At 68.3% G+C, this 15,885-nt stretch carries 14 protein-coding genes and 1 riboswitch; of the genes, 12 read left to right on the forward strand and 2 right to left on the reverse strand.

The features are described from left to right. The first annotated feature begins 17 nt into the window (after positions 1–17). The 3 genes from EOD73_RS06740 to EOD73_RS06750 are packed head-to-tail and all read left to right on the forward strand — an operon-like array spanning position 18 to position 3,324. Positions 18–2,309 (forward strand): cyanophycin metabolism-associated ABC transporter, encoded by a 2,292-nt coding sequence (locus tag EOD73_RS06740; RefSeq protein ID WP_127682058.1) that lies wholly within the window; start codon positions 18–20, stop codon positions 2,307–2,309. Continuing rightward, entirely contained in the window at positions 2,306–2,752 is a 447-nt protein-coding gene (locus EOD73_RS06745) for a cyanophycin metabolism-associated DUF1854 family protein (protein WP_127682060.1), read from the forward strand. The genes EOD73_RS06740 and EOD73_RS06745 overlap by 4 nt, the downstream gene beginning before the upstream one ends. Continuing rightward, positions 2,749–3,324: a flavin reductase family protein gene (locus EOD73_RS06750; RefSeq protein ID WP_127682062.1), complete on the forward strand. Its 576-nt coding sequence runs from the start codon at positions 2,749–2,751 to the stop codon at positions 3,322–3,324. The genes EOD73_RS06745 and EOD73_RS06750 overlap by 4 nt, the downstream gene beginning before the upstream one ends. A gap of 64 nt (positions 3,325–3,388) precedes the next feature. On the opposite strand, the gene EOD73_RS06755 is transcribed toward EOD73_RS06750, so the two are convergent. Beyond that, complete coding sequence (locus tag EOD73_RS06755; protein ID WP_127682064.1) at positions 3,389–5,383, reverse strand: hypothetical protein; 1,995 nt, start codon at positions 5,381–5,383, stop codon at positions 3,389–3,391. A 164-nt stretch (positions 5,384–5,547) separates the two neighbouring features. Continuing rightward, positions 5,548–5,636: riboswitch (S-adenosyl-L-homocysteine riboswitch) on the forward strand. A gap of 74 nt (positions 5,637–5,710) precedes the next feature. Here EOD73_RS06755 and ahcY point away from each other — a divergent pair. The 3 genes from ahcY to metF all read left to right on the forward strand — a co-directional run bounded on the left by ahcY (position 5,711) and on the right by metF (position 8,872). After that, entirely contained in the window at positions 5,711–7,144 is a 1,434-nt protein-coding gene (ahcY, locus tag EOD73_RS06760; RefSeq protein WP_127682066.1) for an adenosylhomocysteinase, read from the forward strand. A gap of 124 nt (positions 7,145–7,268) precedes the next feature. Further along, positions 7,269–8,021: a TlyA family RNA methyltransferase gene (locus EOD73_RS06765; RefSeq protein ID WP_127682068.1), complete on the forward strand. Its 753-nt coding sequence runs from the start codon at positions 7,269–7,271 to the stop codon at positions 8,019–8,021. Then, on the forward strand, positions 8,018–8,872 hold the full coding sequence (gene metF, locus EOD73_RS06770) for a methylenetetrahydrofolate reductase [NAD(P)H] (RefSeq protein ID WP_127682070.1): 855 nt from the start codon (positions 8,018–8,020) through the stop codon (positions 8,870–8,872). Before EOD73_RS06765 ends, metF begins: the two co-directional genes overlap by 4 nt. Here metF and EOD73_RS06775 read toward each other — a convergent pair. Continuing rightward, positions 8,869–9,555 carry a 16S rRNA pseudouridine(516) synthase gene (locus tag EOD73_RS06775; RefSeq protein ID WP_127682072.1) on the reverse strand — a complete coding sequence of 229 codons (687 nt, stop codon included), beginning with the start codon at positions 9,553–9,555 and terminating at the stop codon, positions 8,869–8,871. The two genes, metF and EOD73_RS06775, sit on opposite strands and share 4 nt — an antisense overlap. Before the next feature lie 76 nt (positions 9,556–9,631). On the opposite strand from EOD73_RS06775, the gene EOD73_RS06780 reads away from it, so the two are divergent. The 6 genes from EOD73_RS06780 (at position 9,632) to EOD73_RS06805 (ending at position 15,827) form a co-directional block, all read left to right on the forward strand. After that, entirely contained in the window at positions 9,632–10,810 is a 1,179-nt protein-coding gene (locus tag EOD73_RS06780; RefSeq protein ID WP_205702415.1) for an isovaleryl-CoA dehydrogenase, read from the forward strand. Next, complete coding sequence (locus tag EOD73_RS06785; protein WP_127682076.1) at positions 10,810–11,184, forward strand: hypothetical protein; 375 nt, start codon at positions 10,810–10,812, stop codon at positions 11,182–11,184. The genes EOD73_RS06780 and EOD73_RS06785 overlap by 1 nt, the downstream gene beginning before the upstream one ends. After that, on the forward strand, positions 11,181–11,729 hold the full coding sequence (locus EOD73_RS06790) for a GNAT family N-acetyltransferase (protein WP_127682078.1): 549 nt from the start codon (positions 11,181–11,183) through the stop codon (positions 11,727–11,729). The genes EOD73_RS06785 and EOD73_RS06790 overlap by 4 nt, the downstream gene beginning before the upstream one ends. Further along, complete coding sequence (can, locus tag EOD73_RS06795; protein ID WP_127682080.1) at positions 11,726–12,421, forward strand: carbonate dehydratase; 696 nt, start codon at positions 11,726–11,728, stop codon at positions 12,419–12,421. Before EOD73_RS06790 ends, can begins: the two co-directional genes overlap by 4 nt. After that, positions 12,402–14,147 (forward strand): bifunctional isocitrate dehydrogenase kinase/phosphatase, encoded by a 1,746-nt coding sequence (aceK, locus tag EOD73_RS06800; protein ID WP_127682082.1) that lies wholly within the window; start codon positions 12,402–12,404, stop codon positions 14,145–14,147. Before can ends, aceK begins: the two co-directional genes overlap by 20 nt. 84 nt (positions 14,148–14,231) lie before the next feature. After that, positions 14,232–15,827 (forward strand): S41 family peptidase, encoded by a 1,596-nt coding sequence (locus EOD73_RS06805; protein ID WP_164845966.1) that lies wholly within the window; start codon positions 14,232–14,234, stop codon positions 15,825–15,827. The last annotated feature ends 58 nt before the right edge of the window (positions 15,828–15,885 follow it).

Genomic DNA, 15,885 nt, shown 5'->3' on the forward strand with positions numbered 1-15,885 from the left:
AACAAGAACCGCGCCCGATGCAGCCCCTCCCCATCAGCGACACCCTGCGACAGCACCCTCAGTGGGTGGCCGCCCAAGCGCACGTGAAGCCGGGCGAGAACGTCGTGGCGGCCGCTGGCGTTGACCTGGACGCCCAGCGCCGCTTCGTCCCCGGCCTGCTTTTGCTGGTGCAGGGCGAGGCCGGTTTCCGGCTGCTGGACGCCGCCGGCGGCGCCTGGCGCTTGGCCCCCGGCCAGCAGTTGAAGATGCAGGACCAGGGCGGCCTGGGCCTGCTGGAACTGAGCGACGCGCACCAGCGACTGGCCCATTGGCCCTTCACCCTGGGCGAACAACTGGGCCTGCAGCGCCTGAGCGAGGCCTTCGAGCGGGCGCTCGAGGAAATGGCCGGCCAGGTGCACGCCCCGGCCGGCGACGACGCCGAGCACTGCCCCACCTGCCAGGCGCCTTTGCCGCCCGACAGCGAGGAATGCCCCACCTGCCACCGCGAGCTGCACACGCCGCCCAGCACCTGGGTGCTGCTGCGCTTGTGGCGCTTTGCCAAGCCCTACCAGGGGCAGCTGCTGCTGGGCTTCTTGCTGATGCTGGGCGCCACCGGCGCCACCTTGGTCGCCCCCTACCTGACCATGCCCCTCATGGACGACGTGCTGATCCCGTTCCAGAACGGCCAGCCCATCGACCGCATGCACGTGGCCTTGTTGCTGTCGGGCCTGTTCGGCGCGGCGCTCGTCAGTTGGGGCTTGGGCTGGGCCAAGACCTACATCCTGGCCTTGATCAGCGAGCGCATCGCCGCCGACCTGCGCACCGCCACCTTCGACCACCTGCTGGGCCTGTCGCTCGAGTACTTCGGCAACAAGCGCACGGGCGACCTGATGGCCCGCATCGGCTCGGAAACCGACCGCATTTCGGTGTTCTTGAGCCTGCATGCGCTGGACTTCATCACCGACGTGCTGATGCTGGCCATGACGGCCACCATCCTGTTCAGCATCCACCCCGGCCTGGCCCTGGCCACCCTGGTGCCCCTGCCCTTCATCGCCTGGCTGATCCACCTGGTGCGCGACCGCCTGCGCACCGGCTTTGAAAAGATCGACCGCGTCTGGGGCGAGGTCACCAGCGTGCTGGCCGACACCATCCCCGGCATCCGCGTGGTCAAGGCCTTCGCCCAAGAGAAGCGCGAGGCCAACCGCTTCAAAGAGGCCAACGCCAACAACCTGGCCGTCAATGACAAGCTGAACAAGACCTGGAGCCTGTTCGGCCCCACGGTGGGCCTGATGACCGAGGTCGGCCTGCTGGTGGTCTGGGTCACGGGCATTTGGCTCATCAGCCACCAGAGCATCACGGTCGGCGTGTTGACGGCCTTCCTGGCCTACATCGGGCGCTTCTACGGCCGGCTGGATTCGATGAGCCGCATCGTCTCGGTGACGCAAAAGGCCGCGGCCGGCGCCAAGCGAATCTTCGACATCCTGGACCACGTCTCCAACGTGCCCGACCCGGCCCAGCCGGTGCCTTTCGACCAGGCCAAGGGCGCCTTGAGCCTGCAGGGCGTGCACTTCCGCTACGGCAGCCGCGCCGTCATCAAGCGCCTGGACCTGGACATCCGCCCGGGCGAAATGATCGGCCTGGTGGGCCACAGCGGTTCGGGCAAGAGCACCCTGGTCAACCTGATCTGCCGCTTCTACGACGTGACCGAGGGCAGCATCAAGATCGACGGCGTGGACCTGCGCCGCATCAAGGTGGCCGACTACCGCCGCCACATCGGCCTGGTGCTGCAAGAGCCCTTCCTGTTTTTCGGCACCATCGCCGAGAACATCGCCTACGGCAAGCCGGGCGCCACGCGCGAAGAGATCGTGGCCGCGGCCCGCGCCGCCCATGCGCACGAGTTCATCCTGCGCCTGCCCCACGGCTACGACAGCCTGGTGGGCGAACGCGGCCAGGGCCTGAGCGGCGGCGAGCGCCAGCGCATCTCCATCGCCCGCGCCCTGCTGATCGACCCGGCCCTGTTGATCCTGGACGAGGCCACCTCGGCCGTGGACACCGAGACCGAGAAGGAAATCCAGAAGGCCCTGGACAACCTCGTGAAAGGCCGCACCACCATCGCCATCGCGCACCGCCTGAGCACCCTGCGCAAGGCCGACCGCCTGGTGGTCATGGACCGCGGCGAGATCGTCGAGGTCGGTCCGCACGACGAGCTGATCGAGCAAAAGGGTCACTACTGGCGCCTGTGGGAGGCCCAAGTGCGTCGCGTGGACCAAGAGGAGGGCGAGATCGTCATGACGCCCAACCCGCACCAGCACGTGGAGGCCTCGGCATGAACCTGCAACGCGACCCCTTCGGCCGCCTGCTGCTGGACGGCGAGCCGGTGAACCCCGTGCGCGCCCACCCCATCAGCGCGCCCGACGAAGGCCTGAGCCTGGTCGGCCCCGACGGCCACGAACGCGCCTGGGTGGACCGCCTGTCCACCTGCCCCGAGCCCGCCCGCAGCCTGCTGCAAGAAGAACTGGCCCAGCGCGAGTTCCACCCGACGGTGCAGCGCCTGGTGAAGGTCAGCACCTTCAGCACGCCCAGCGAGTGGACGGTGGAGACCGACCGCGGCCCCTTGCAGTTCGTGCTGAAGAGCGAAGAAGACATCCGGCGCTTGGGCGGCCCGGGCGAAGGCCGCCTGCTGATCACCACCAGCCACGGGCTGATGCTGTTCATCGCCGACCGCTGGGCGCTGGACCGCGCCTCGCGGCGCTTGCTCGAACGCTTCCTGTGACCCCGGTCGCGCTGGCGCACGCCACGCGCCTGCTGAACCACGGCCCCACGGTGCTGGTGGCCAGCGCCCACGGCGACCAGCGCGACGTGATGGCCGCGGCCTGGTCCATGCCGGTGGAGTTCACGCCACCGCGCATCGCGGTGGTGATCGACAAGAGCACCTTCACGCGCGAGCTGGTGCAGGCAAGCGGCCACCTGGTGCTCAGCGTGCCCACCCGCGCCCTGGCCGACGCCACCTTCAGCGTGGGCAGCGTCAGCGGCCGCAACGGCGACAAGTTCGAACGCTTCGGCCTGGCGGCCGACGCCAGCCCGCTGCTGGGCCTGCCCCTGTTGCGCGGCTGCGCCGCCCACATGGAGTGCCGGGTGATTCGCGAGCCGCACAGCGAGGCGGCCTACGACACCTTCTTCGTGGAAGTGCTCGCCGCCCAGGCCGACCCGCGCGTGTTCGCCCAAGGACGCTGGTCGTTCCGCGAGGACAACGCCGACCTGCACACCCTGCACCACCTGGGCGCGGGCCTGTTCGCCCTGCCCGGTGCGACCGTGCAGGGCCACGTGATGGCGGCCCCGGACTGAGGTCCTTGCCCCATGGAAAACGGGCGCCGCGGCGCCCGTTTTCATCGCAAGCGCAGTCGCGCGCTCAGTGTGCCGGCAAGCGCTTGGGGTGCTCGTGCACCTGTTGGCGCTCCATCATCTTGCGCAGCTGCCACTGCTCGGCGGCCGACAAGGCCTGGCGGCGGTCGTTGGCCTCGGCCGGACGAACCGGGCTGAGGTTCAAGTTGCTGCTCCAGGACTCGCCGACGCGCATTTGCACGGGGGCCGGCAGGGCGTCGACCTCGGTGCTCGGCAGCCACGGCACCACCAAGGAGGCGGCTTGGCGCACGCGCGGCTTGATGCGCGGGTCGCCCACGCGGCCACGTTGGCCCCAGCGCACATTGCTGGTTTGAATGGTCTCGCCATTGCGCGGAACCATCGCCACGTCGCGCTGCACACCCAGGCGGCGGCTCATCAGCATTTCTTCCACGCTCATGGCCACGTCTTCGCGAGAGGTGCTGTAGGCGTACTCGTCGGTGGCCAAGTCGGCGCTGAAGAAGCCGGCCACTTGGTCGGCCGTGTAGGCGTTTTGCGTGGCGGTGGCCGTCACCCCTTGGAACTTCACCTGGCCCAGGCCCTTCATCTCGGTCGAGGTCAAGGGGTAGGCGCTGCTGACCAAGTCCGACACCAGCTGGCGCGCCGAGAAGCGCGGCGCGATGTTGCCCCAGGCCGACAGGCTGGGGTTCAGGCCGGCGTACTGGCCCGGCGGCATGAAGTCCAGCGCGTGGGTGAGCTCGTGGTACATCAGCCAGCCGGCATCGGCCAACAGGTCGGCTTGGGTGCGGGTGACGCGGCGCTGCGGGTCGAAGTAGGCCAGGTAGCCCCGGTTGTCCTTGGCGTAACGCCACAGGCCGTAGTAGCTCAGGCTGTTGCCGAAGCCGGCGCGGTAGTCGGGCGCCTCGTCGATCGTGTCGCGCTGCTCGGGCGTCAGCCAGAAGTTGTCGGCATCCAGGTAAATGGCACCCGTGCCCGCGTAATAGAACGAGGGACGGACGTGCGCGCCCAGCACGATGGCCGTGGTGCTCATCAGCATGCGGCGGAAGTCACCGCGGGTGTCGTTGGTGCGCAAGAACTGCTCGAAGTTCTCGCCCAGCCAGTCGTGCGACACGATCACCCGGTCCATCACCTGCTCGACCGTGGGGATCTGGCCCGCCGCGACGTCCTGGGCCAAGAAGGGCAACTGGCTCAAGGGGCACAGCGCCCGGTCGCTTTGCGCCGAGTCGTAGGTGCAGCGCACCAAGGCGCTGGCGTACGGGCTGCTGGCGCGGTAGGCGTAGACGCGGGAGATGTGGTCGCCGCCCCAGACGGCGTTGGCGTCGCTGGCCGAGGCCTGCACGTGCCGCTCCACGAGCACCAGGGCTTCGTGCGAGTCGCTGGCCCCGTTGGCGGTCGTCACCGTCGCGCGGAAGCGCAGCACGGTATCGCGGGCCACCTCTGGCGCCACGAATTGCTTGGCCAGCGGGTCGACGTTCTGCAGGCTCACCGTCGGGCCCGCGGTTTGCACCCAGCTGACGCTGTTGACCGACTCGCCCGTCGGGGCCCACGCGCGCAGCGAGATCTTGCCGCCCATGCGAACGGCTTGGTGGTTGCGCACCACGGCGCGCACCGCCTGGGCCGGCGCCGTCACGGCCACCGTCAGGTCTTCGGTGCGGGCGGTGCCGCTCGGGTCGGTGAAGCGCACCCGGAAGCCGTAGGTGCCGGCCACGGCGGGCTCGAAGTGGATGACCTGGGACTTGGCACTGAGCAGGGCCACGGCCGGACCGGCGGTCTGGGTCCACTCGGGGGCCACGATGGCGCCCGTGCACCCCACGACCGCCGCAGCCGCCTGCTTGCCCACCAGCTCGCCGGCCAACGTGGTCAGTCCGTAGGCGTTGCTGCCGGTGCAGGGGTCGGCGCCGGTGGTCGACACGGTCGGCGCCGGCGGCGGCGGTGCGGGCGTGGGCGCGGGGGTGGAGCCGCCGCCACCGCCACCGCAGGCGGCCAACAGCAGGGCCAAGGTCAACGCGGCGGAGGTGCCACGCGGCGAAGGCGTCGAGATCATGGTTGAAATTCCTAGGGGGGGACAGCGAAGGGAGCCTGGCTCCTCGGCGAAGGGCGGCAGTGTGCCCAAATGCACGGCCCCCACGCCCGGATGGCCCCCACAAGCCCGAGAGGGCGAAGCTGGAAAGCAACACACATTGGGAAAGACCCGCATAATCCGGGGCTCGTTTCGAGGAGCGCTGCAACCGTCTGTAACGACGGCCAGGCTCGAAGCGAAGGCCCTCCCGGGCCAATGGCAACCGCGCTCACCCGCTGATTCGGCGTGGGTGAGCTCGCACCTGAACCCCCATTCCGTTCGGCGGCCCGTGATCATTTTCGGAGCCCGCGCATGAACGCCGTTGCCAAACCCATTTCCACCGACCAGTTCCACATCGCCGACCTGTCGCTCGCCGACTGGGGCCGCAAAGAGATCAACATCGCCGAAGGCGAGATGCCCGCGCTGATGGCCATCCGCCGCGAGCTGGCCCCCAGCCAGCCCTTGAAGGGCGCCCGCGTCACGGGCAGCCTGCACATGACCATCCAGACGGCCGTGCTGGTCGAAACCCTGCAAGCCCTGGGCGCCGACGTGCGCTGGGCCAGCTGCAACATCTTCAGCACGCAAGACCACGCCGCCGCCGCGCTGGTGGCCCGCGGCACGCCGGTGTTCGCCTACAAGGGCGAAACCCTGGAGGACTACTGGGACTACACGCACCGCATCTTCGACTTCGGCGCGGCCGGCACGCCGGGCGAAGGCCCGAACATGATCCTGGACGACGGCGGCGACGCGACCCTGCTGCTGCACCTGGGCCAGAAGGCCGAGAAGGACCTGTCGGTGCTGGCCAACCCGGGCAGCGAAGAAGAGCGCATCCTGTTTGCCGCCATCAAGGCCAAGCTGGCCGTGGACCCGACCTGGTACACCCGCAAGAGCGCCGAGGTCATCGGCGTGACCGAGGAAACCACCACCGGCGTGCACCGCCTCAACGAGATGGCCGCCAAGGGCACGCTGCTGTTCCGCGCCATCAACGTGAACGACAGCGTCACCAAGAGCAAGTTCGACAACCTGTACGGCTGCCGTGAATCGCTGGTCGACGCCATCAAGCGCGCCACCGACGTGATGGTGGCCGGCAAGATCGCCGTCGTGGCCGGCTACGGCGACGTGGGCAAGGGCTCGGCCCAGGCCCTGCGCGCCTTGAGCGCCCAGGTCTGGGTCACCGAAATCGACCCCATCTGCGCGCTGCAGGCCGCCATGGAGGGCTACCGCGTCGTGACCATGGAGTACGCCATGGACAAGGCCGACATCTTCGTCACCGCCACGGGCAACCGCGACGTCATCACGCGCGCCCACATGGAGAAGATGAAGCCCAACGCCATCGTCTGCAACATCGGTCACTTCGACAACGAGATCGACGTCGCTGGCCTGGAAGGCTGCACCTTCGAAGAAATCAAGCCGCAGGTCGACCACGTCGTGTTTCCCGACGGCAAGCGCATCATCCTGTTGGCCAAGGGCCGCCTGGTGAACCTGGGCTGTGGCACGGGCCACCCCAGCTACGTGATGAGCTCCAGCTTCGCCAACCAAACCCTGGCCCAGGTGGAGCTGTACGCCCACAAGGACAAGTACGAAACCGGCAAGGTCTACGTGCTGCCCAAGCACCTGGACGAGAAGGTGGCCCGCCTGCAGCTGACGACGCTGAACGCCCAACTGAGCGAGCTGACGCCCGCCCAGGCCGCGTACATCGGCGTGACGCCGCAAGGCCCCTTCAAGGGCGACACGTACAGGTACTGAGCCCACCCCCGAAGCGGCTTCGCCGCCTCCCCCTCAAGGGGGCACCCCGAGCGGTCCGGCGAAGCCGGTCCCGCCGGGGTCGCTGAAGGCGGACGCTCCGCGTCCGGGGATGGCGCATTCATCCATGAGCCCCAACCCTTTGCAAACGCGCGTGGACCAACTGTTGGTCCAGCGCGGCCTGGCGCCCACGCGGTCGGCCGCCCAGCGGCTGATCGCGGCCGGGGCGGTGCAGTGGCTCGGTCCGCAAGGCTGGGCCGCGCCCAAGAAGGCCGGCGACGTCCTGCCCACGCGCTGCGAGCTGAGGGTGACCGACGACGCCGAGACCCGCTGGGTCTCGCGCGGCGGCCTGAAGCTGGAAGGCGCCTTGGTGCACACCGGCCTGGCCCTCAGGGATCAGCGGGTGCTCGACCTCGGTCAAAGCACGGGCGGCTTCAGCGAGGTTTGCCTGCACGCCGGGGCCGCCTCGGTGGTCGGCGTGGACGTGGGCCACGGCCAACTGCACCCGCGCTTGCGCGGCGACGCGCGCCTGCGCTGCCTCGAGGGCATCAACGCCCGCGAGCTGACGCTGGAGGCCGTGGGGGGCGACCCCTTCGACGTGGCCGTGGGCGACCTGAGCTTCATCTCGCTCACGCTCGTGCTGCCCGCCGTGGCCCCGCTGGCGCGCACGCTCTTGCTGCTGGTCAAGCCGCAGTTCGAGCTGCAGCCCGGCCAGATCGGCAAGGGCGGCTTGGTCAAGGACGAGGCCTCGTACGCCGAGGTCGAGCACAAACTGCGCGACGCCGTGCAGGCCCTGGGCCTGCGGGTGCGCGACTACTTCGCGAGCCCCATCGCCGGTGGCGACGGCAACCGCGAGTTCTTCATTTGGATCGAGTCATGACCCGAGTTCCGGTTTCGGTCGAGTTCTTCCCGCCCAACACCCCTGTGGGGCACGACAAGCTGCTGAACCAGGTGGTGCCCGCGCTGCAGCGCTTGCAGCCCGAGTACTTCAGCGTCACCTACGGCGCCGGCGGCGCCACGCGCGAGAAGACCCTGGCCACGGTCAAGGCCATCGCCGCCACCGGCGCGCAGGCCGCCCCGCACCTCAGCTGTGTGGGCGCCACGCGCGAGACCATCAGCGAGATCCTGGCCGAGTACCGCGCCCAGGGCATCCGCCGCGTGGTGGCGCTGCGCGGTGACCTGCCCAGCGGCACGGCGTCTTTGGGCGAGTTCCGGTATGCCGACGAGCTGGTCGCCTTCATCCGCGAAACGCAAGGCGCCGACTGGCACATCGAGGTGGCCGCTTACCCCGAGACCCACCCGCAGTGCCGCTACGCCGCCAAGGACCTGCAGCACTTCGCGCACAAGATGAAGGCCGGGGCCGACGGCGCCATCACCCAGTTCTTCTTCAACCCCGAGGCCTACTTCCACTTCGTGGACGAGGCGCGCAAGCTGGGCGTCACGCAGCCCATCGTGCCGGGCATCATGCCCTTCCACAACTTCCACCGCATCGCGCAGTTCGCGCAGCGCGACGGCATCGACATCCCCCGCTGGGTGGCGCTGAAGATGGAAGGCTTCCTGGACGACGCGGCCTCGATCCGCGCCTTCGGCCTGGACGTGATCACCCGCCTTTGCGAGCGCTTGGTGGCCGGCGGTGCGCCGGGCCTGCACTTCTACGCGCTGAACCAGAGCGAGCTGGTGCTGGAGATCGGCCAACGCTTGGGGCTCACGGCCCCTCCCGCCCAGGCCTAAACGGCTGAGGGATCGACCCAGACCCAGCCGCCGGGCTTCAGGTCGGGCGGCACGCTGAGCTGGCCAAATCCGCTGCGGTGCAGGCCCTCGCAGCGGTTGCTCACCGCCGCCACCATGCGCTTGACCTGGTGGTAGCGGCCGCTGGTGATGGTCAGGCGCAAAAGCGTCGGCGTCAGCAACTCGGCCGCACTGGCCACCACCGGCTCCGGGTCGTCGTCCAGCACCACGCCGGCCAGCAACTTCTGCCGGGCGGCCTCATCCATGGGGTGCTTCAAGGTCACGTCGTACACCTTGGGCAGCTTGCGCTTGGGGTGCGTCCACTTGTGGATCAAGGCGCCGTCGTCGGTCAGCAGCAGCAGGCCCGTCGTGTCTTCGTCCAGGCGCCCCACGGGCTGGATGCCGCGCACCCGCAAGGGGCCGGGCAGCAGGCTCAACACGCTGGGGTGGTGCTTGGGCTTCATGCTGCATTCAAAGCCCGCCGGCTTGTGCAGCAGCACCACGGCCTTCTCGGCGTAGGGCCAGGCCTCGCCGTTCACGTGCAGCACGAGGCCGTCGGTGTCCAAGTCCTCGAAGGGGTCGTCCAGCACGCGACCGGCCAGGCTCACCTGGCCGTTGACCACCATGCCGGTGCATTCGTGACGGGTGCCAAAGCCTTGGCTGAAGAGGATCTGTTGGACGTGCATGGCCCGATCGTAAAGACCTCCCTAGAGAGCCCTTCCTAGAATGGCAGGCTCCACGAAACACGAAGTAACCCTTGCCATGAACCTCCCCGGCCTGAACTTCCAACTCGGCGACGACATCGACGCCCTGCGCGACGCCGTGCGCGCCTTTGCCGACGCCGAGATCGCCCCGCGCGCGGCCGAGATCGACCGCAGCGACCAGTTCCCCATGGACCTGTGGCGCAAGATGGGCGAGCTGGGCGTGCTCGGCATCACCGTGCCCGAGGAGTACGGCGGCGCCAACATGGGCTACCTGGCGCACATGGTGGCCATGGAAGAGATCAGCCGCGCCAGCGCCTCGGTCGGCCTGAGCTACGGCGCGCACAGCAACCTGTGCGTGAACCAGATCAAGCGCAATGGCAACGAGGCCCAACGCGCCAAGTACCTGCCCAAGCTGATCAGCGGCGAGCACGTGGGCGCGCTGGCCATGAGCGAGCCCGGCGCCGGCTCCGACGTCATCAGCATGAAGCTCAAGGCCGAAGACAAGGGCGGTTACTACCTGCTCAACGGCAGCAAGATGTGGATCACCAACGGCCCCGACGCCGACACCCTGGTGGTCTACGCCAAGACCGAGCCCGAGCTGGGCGCGCGCGGCGTCACCGCCTTCCTGATCGAGAAGGGCATGAAGGGCTTCTCCATCGCGCAGAAGCTGGACAAGCTGGGCATGCGCGGCAGCCACACGGGCGAGCTGGTGTTCCAGGACGTCGAGGTGCCCGCCGAGAACATCCTGGGCGGCCTGAACCAGGGCGCCAAGGTGCTGATGAGCGGCCTGGACTACGAGCGCGCCGTGCTGGCCGCCGGCCCCATCGGCATCATGCAAGCGGTGATGGACAACGTGGTGCCCTACATCCACGACCGCAAGCAGTTCGGCCAGAGCATCGGCGAGTTCCAGCTGATCCAGGGCAAGGTGGCCGACATGTACACCGTGCTGCAGGCCGCCCGCGCCTTTTGCTACACGGTCGGCAAGAACCTCGACCTGCTGGGCGCCGGTCACGTTCGCCAAGTGCGCAAGGACTGCGCCAGCGTCATCCTCTGGTGCGCGGAGAAGGCGACCTGGATGGCCGGCGAAGGCATCCAGATTTATGGTGGCAACGGGTACATCAACGAGTACCCGCTGGGTCGCCTGTGGCGCGACGCCAAGTTGTACGAGATCGGGGCCGGCACGAGCGAAATCCGTCGCATGCTGATCGGCCGAGAACTCTTCGCGGAGACGATGTGATGTTGATGCTGGCCTTTGGCGGTTTGATGGTCGTGTTGGGCCTGCTTTCGGGCGGGGTGCTCACGGGGTCGGCCGTGGGGGTCAGCGGCTTGCAACCCGGCTGGACGGCCTGGCTGGCCTACCCCGGACTGACCTTGCTGGGCTACGGCCTCTTCGTGGCCGCGGCCAACGACGGCCCCATCCAGGGCCTGACGCGCGGCGCCGGCGCGCTGTGCACCCTGCTGGGCATGGCGGCCATCGCCGTGCTGGTGCTGCGCTCGCTGGGCATCCTGGCCTTCGAAGGCGGCACCTTCACCCTGTGGTGGGTCTTCGCTTGCAGCCTGGTGCTGGGGCCACTGGGCTGGATGGGCGGCAAGATGCCCCGCCCCGCATGAGCCTGCCGACGCTGGCCCTGCCCCACCCAGGCTGGACGCTGCGCCCCTGGCGAAGCACCGACGCCGAAGCCTTGGCCCGGGCGGCCAACGACGACGAGGTGCTTCGCTGGATGAGCGACACCTGGCCCGAGCCCTACACCCTGAAGGATGCGCAGTGGTGGGTGGACGAAGGGCAGTTGGCGATGGGCGACAACTGGGCGATTTGCCTGCACGACGTTCCCCAAGGCGGCTGCGGCCTGTCGCCGCTGGACGGCTTCCAGCGCTGCAACCTCGAAACCGGTTGGTGGCTGGCTCCGGCCCACTGGGGGCAAGGCGTGGCCAGCCACGCCGCGCGCCTCATGGTCGCGCGCGGCCTGGCGCAAGACGGCATCACCCGCGTGTTCGCCCCCATCCATGCCGGCAACACCCGCAGCATGGGCGTGGCCCGCCGTGCCGGCATGGCGCTGGAAGGCGTGCAGCGGCGCAGCGCCTTCAAGCGCGGGCAAGTCATCGACCGCCACCTCTACGCCGCCGTGCGCGACGACCTCCCGAACCCGGCCCCATGAGCGACGCCCTCGACCAACTGTTTGCCAACAACCAAAAGTGGGCCGCCAAGATGGAGGCCCGCGAGCCGGGCTTCTTCACCAAGCTCCTGGCGCAGCAAGAACCGCAGTACCTGTGGATCGGCTGCAGCGACAGCCGCGTGCCCGCCAACGACCTGGTGGGCCTGCTGCCGGGCGAACTCTTCGTGCACCGCAACGTGGCCAACCTCGTGGTCCACAGCGACCTCAATGCCCTGTCGGTCATCCAGTACGCGGTGGACGTCTTGAAGGTGACGCACATCATCGTGGTCGGCCACAGCCAGTGCGGCGGGGTGCGCGCGGCGCTGAGCGGCCGACGCGCCGGCCTGGTGGACAACTGGCTGCGCCACGTCCAAGACGTGCGCGACGCGCACCAGGGCCTGCTGCGCTGCATCGAAGACCCGGCCCGCCAGGTCGACGCCCTGGTCGAGTTGAACGTGCTGGAACAGGCCCGCAACCTGTGCCACACCACGGTGGTCAAGGACGCCTGGGAGCGCGGTCAAACCGTGGTCGTCCACGGCTGGGTATACGGCCTGCACAACGGCCTGCTGGACGACCTGCGCATCACCGCCAGCGGCCTGCACGAGGTGCAGATCGCCTACGCCAAGGGCCTGGCGGCCGTGGCACAACGCTACTTGGGCTCCACCGGCATCGACGATGTTTCCCCACCGCCTTAACGACCCCCGCGCCTTCGAAATTGCCGAGTGCCTGCTCGGGGGCTTCAACCGCCACTACCGCCTGTTTCGCGAGACGACCGCGAAGGCCAAGGCCCGCTTCGAGACGGCCGACTGGCACGGGCAACAGCGCGCCCAGGCCGACCGGATCGAGTTCTACGACCAGCGCGTGGGCGAAAACGTCGAACTGCTGCAGTCGCGCTTCGGCGCCAGCCAACTGCCCATGGAGGTCTGGCAGCAGGTCAAGCTGCACTACATCGGCCTGCTGACCGACCACCTGCAGCCCGAGCTGGCCGAGACCTTCTTCAACTCGGTGTGCACGCGCATCCTGCACCACAGCTACTTCCACAACAACTTCCTGTTCGTGCGCCCGGCGGTCAGCACCGAGTACATCGAGAACGACGAGCCCGCCGCCACCCCCACCTACCGCGCCTATTACCCCGAGCCCGGCAAACTGGCCGAGACCTTCCGCCGCATCGTCACCAACTTCCAGTTGCAGCGGCCGTTCGCCAACCCGGCCCGCGACGCGGCGCACGTGATGGACGCCGTGCAGTCGCGCCTGGGTGGCGAGCGCTGGCGCACCAACTTCCAGATCCAGGTGCTCTCCAGCCTGTTCTACCGGAACAAGGGCGCCTACATCGTGGGCAAGATCGTCAACGGCTTCCGCGAGATCCCCTTCGCACTGCCCATCCTGCACGACGCCAACGGCCAGCTCGTCATCGACGCCATGCTCTTCGGCGAGGACGACCTGCTGATGCTGTTCAGCTTCGCCCGCGCCTACTTCATGGTGGACATGGAGGTGCCCAGCGCCTGCGTGCAGTTCCTGCGCGGGCTCATGCCCAAGAAGCCGCGGGCCGAGCTGTACAACGCCATCGGCCTGCAAAAGCACGGCAAGAACCTGTTCTACCGGGACCTGCTCTACCACCTGCGCCACAGCTCCGACAAGTTCCGCATCGCGCCCGGCATCAAGGGCATGGTCATGCTGGTGTTCGACCTGCCCAGCTTCCCCTTCGTGTTCAAACTGATCAAGGACTTCTACCCGCCTCAGAAGGACACGACCCGCGAGCTGATCCAGAGCAAGTACCTGCTGGTCAAGCAGCACGACCGCGTGGGCCGCATGGCCGACACGCTGGAGTACAGCAACGTCGCGCTGCCCCGCCACCGCTTCGACGAAGAACTCATCAAGGAACTCAAGCACTTCTGCCCCAGCCTGTTGGAGGAGAACGGCGACGACCTCGTGCTCAAGCACGTCTACATCGAGCGCCGCATGGTGCCGCTGAACATCTACCTGCAAGACGCCACCCCCGCGCAAATGGAAACCGCGGTGGTCGAGTACGGCAACGCCATCAAAGACCTGGTGGCGGCCAACATCTTCCCGGGCGACATGCTGTGGAAGAACTTCGGCGTCACGCGCCAGGGCAAGGTCGTGTTCTACGACTACGACGAGATCGAGTACCTGACCGACTGCAACTTCCGCAAGGTGCCCGCGCCACGCAACGAGGAAGACGAGATGAGCGGTGAGATCTGGTACGCCGTGAACAAGGGCGACGTCTTCCCCGAAACCTTCGGCCCCTTCCTGCTCGGCCACCCTGGCGTGCGCGAGCCCTTCATGAAGCACCACGCCGACCTGCTCGACCCGGCCTTCTGGCAGCGCTGCAAGGACGCCATCCTGGCCGGGCACGTGCACGACGTGTTTCCGTACGACGCGAACCGACGATTTGCACGCTGACAATCCGCGCCCTCTTCAAAAAAGGGCCGTATGCGTTTTCTTCGTTTCTCCCGCGGGCTGTGGCCCCTTGTCTGGCTGGCGAGCATGTCGCTGGCCGCGGCGCAATCGCCTCGCTTGGAGGCCGCACAACGGCGCATGGACGAGGGCCATGCGGCGGAGGCTTTGGCCTTGCTGGAGGAAGACCGCAGAGACAACGGCCTGACCTCGCACAACGCCTGGGACTTGCTGCGTTTGCAGGCCGATCAGGGTCGGCACCATGAAGCGCTGCAGACGCTGGAGACCATGCTGCGGGTTGGGCGTGCCGTGCCTGCCGCGTGGCTTGAAGCCGAGGCGCGTCTGGCACCGTTGCGCGAGGATCCACGCTGGCAAGCGCTCGTCGCACGCGCACACCAACGCGACGCCTTGGAGCGTCGCTTGCAGGGTGCCGCTGCACTCGAAACCGGCTACCGCGCCAGCTTGCCCCTGGTCGAGCGCTTGGCTGGCGTCTCGCGCCTGTGGATGGAGGCGAAGAACCACTTTGCCAACTTCGACTTGGTCCCGGACTTGGACTGGGATGCGCTCTACCTGCGCACCCTGGAACGGGTGCAAAAAACACCGGACACCCTGACTTACTACGGTGAACTGATGCGCATGGTGGCCGCCTTGAACGACGGCCACAGCAATGTGTATCCACCCGAGGCCTTGTGGGAGGCCCTTTGGGCACGTCCCGCCCTGCGAACGGCTCGCATTGAGGACCGGGTGGTGATCACGGCCGTTCTCGATCCTGCCCTGGCGAAGCAGGGCGTGCGGGTTGGACAGCAGGTCCTCCGCGTCGATGGACTGGCCGTCGAGACCCACGTCGCCCGACGTGTGCTGCCGACCCTCAGCGCCTCGACGCCGCAGGACCGCAAGCATCGCGCCTACGGACAGTCGCTGCTCGCTGGCAACCTGGGCCAGGCGGTGCGCTTGCAGCTGGGCGACGGCACACGAACGCGCCATGTGCGCATACCGCGGGTTTCGGTGGCCCGCGCTTGGGAGTTGGAAGAACGACCGGCCTTTGCCTGGCGCAAGTTGCCCGGTGACATTGCCTTGGTGGAGCTCAACAGCTTTGCCGACGACAGCGCCGCCGACGCTTTCATGGCCGCCTTCGACGAGATTGCCCAGTCCCGCGCCATCGTGTTCGACGTGCGCCACAACGGCGGCGGCAACAGCCAGGTGGGCTACCGCATCTTGGCCACGTTGAGCGATCGCCCCATCGCCAGCTCACGCTGGTGGACGCGAACCCAGGTGTCCGCCTGGCGTGCCTGGGGACGGGCAATGCCCTTGGAGGGCGGTCACCATGGCGACGTCCTGCCCGACCCCAAGCGCCACTACCGCGGGGCGCTGGCGCTGCTCGTTGGGCCTGGGACGTACTCGGCAGCCGAAGACTTCACGGCCGCGTTCCGCTCGCTCGGGCGGGGCCCGGTCCTGGGCGCCGCCACCGGTGGCAGCACAGGCCAGCCGCTGTTCTTCAAGCTGCCCGGCGGCGGCCAAGCTCGCCTGTGCGTCAAGCGCGACCTGCTGGCCGACGGGCAGGAGTTCGTCGGTCGCGGCATCGCGCCCGATCAGCCGGTGGCGACCACATGGTCCGGCTGGCTGGCTGGCCGCGACGAGGTGCTGGACGCTGCGGTGCAAGCGCTGCAAGAGGTCGCGAAACCCTGAGCATGGCGGGATGGCCTCACTCGCTGGTCGCCCTCGTCCAGCTGTCCATGGTCGTCTG

This window comes from Inhella crocodyli (assembly GCF_004004565.1).
Lineage (GTDB): Bacteria > Pseudomonadota > Gammaproteobacteria > Burkholderiales > Burkholderiaceae_C > Inhella > Inhella crocodyli.

What these genes read in the sequence shown, in the direction of transcription:
- EOD73_RS06740 (WP_127682058.1), top strand. Translation starts at nt 18, where the DNA reads ATGCAGCCCCTCCCCATCAGCGACACCCTGCGACAGCACCCTCAGTGG.
- EOD73_RS06745 (WP_127682060.1), top strand. Translation starts at nt 2,306, where the DNA reads ATGAACCTGCAACGCGACCCCTTCGGCCGCCTGCTGCTGGACGGCGAG.
- EOD73_RS06790 (WP_127682078.1), top strand. Translation starts at nt 11,181, where the DNA reads ATGAGCCTGCCGACGCTGGCCCTGCCCCACCCAGGCTGGACGCTGCGC.
- can (WP_127682080.1), top strand. Translation starts at nt 11,726, where the DNA reads ATGAGCGACGCCCTCGACCAACTGTTTGCCAACAACCAAAAGTGGGCC.
- metF (WP_127682070.1), top strand. Translation starts at nt 8,018, where the DNA reads ATGACCCGAGTTCCGGTTTCGGTCGAGTTCTTCCCGCCCAACACCCCT.
- EOD73_RS06785 (WP_127682076.1), top strand. Translation starts at nt 10,810, where the DNA reads ATGTTGATGCTGGCCTTTGGCGGTTTGATGGTCGTGTTGGGCCTGCTT.
- aceK (WP_127682082.1), top strand. Translation starts at nt 12,402, where the DNA reads ATGTTTCCCCACCGCCTTAACGACCCCCGCGCCTTCGAAATTGCCGAG.
- ahcY (WP_127682066.1), top strand. Translation starts at nt 5,711, where the DNA reads ATGAACGCCGTTGCCAAACCCATTTCCACCGACCAGTTCCACATCGCC.
- EOD73_RS06805 (WP_164845966.1), top strand. Translation starts at nt 14,232, where the DNA reads ATGTCGCTGGCCGCGGCGCAATCGCCTCGCTTGGAGGCCGCACAACGG.
- EOD73_RS06780 (WP_205702415.1), top strand. Translation starts at nt 9,632, where the DNA reads ATGAACCTCCCCGGCCTGAACTTCCAACTCGGCGACGACATCGACGCC.
- EOD73_RS06775 (WP_127682072.1), bottom strand. Translation starts at nt 9,555, where the DNA reads ATGCACGTCCAACAGATCCTCTTCAGCCAAGGCTTTGGCACCCGTCAC.
- EOD73_RS06755 (WP_127682064.1), bottom strand. Translation starts at nt 5,383, where the DNA reads ATGATCTCGACGCCTTCGCCGCGTGGCACCTCCGCCGCGTTGACCTTG.
- EOD73_RS06765 (WP_127682068.1), top strand. Translation starts at nt 7,269, where the DNA reads ATGAGCCCCAACCCTTTGCAAACGCGCGTGGACCAACTGTTGGTCCAG.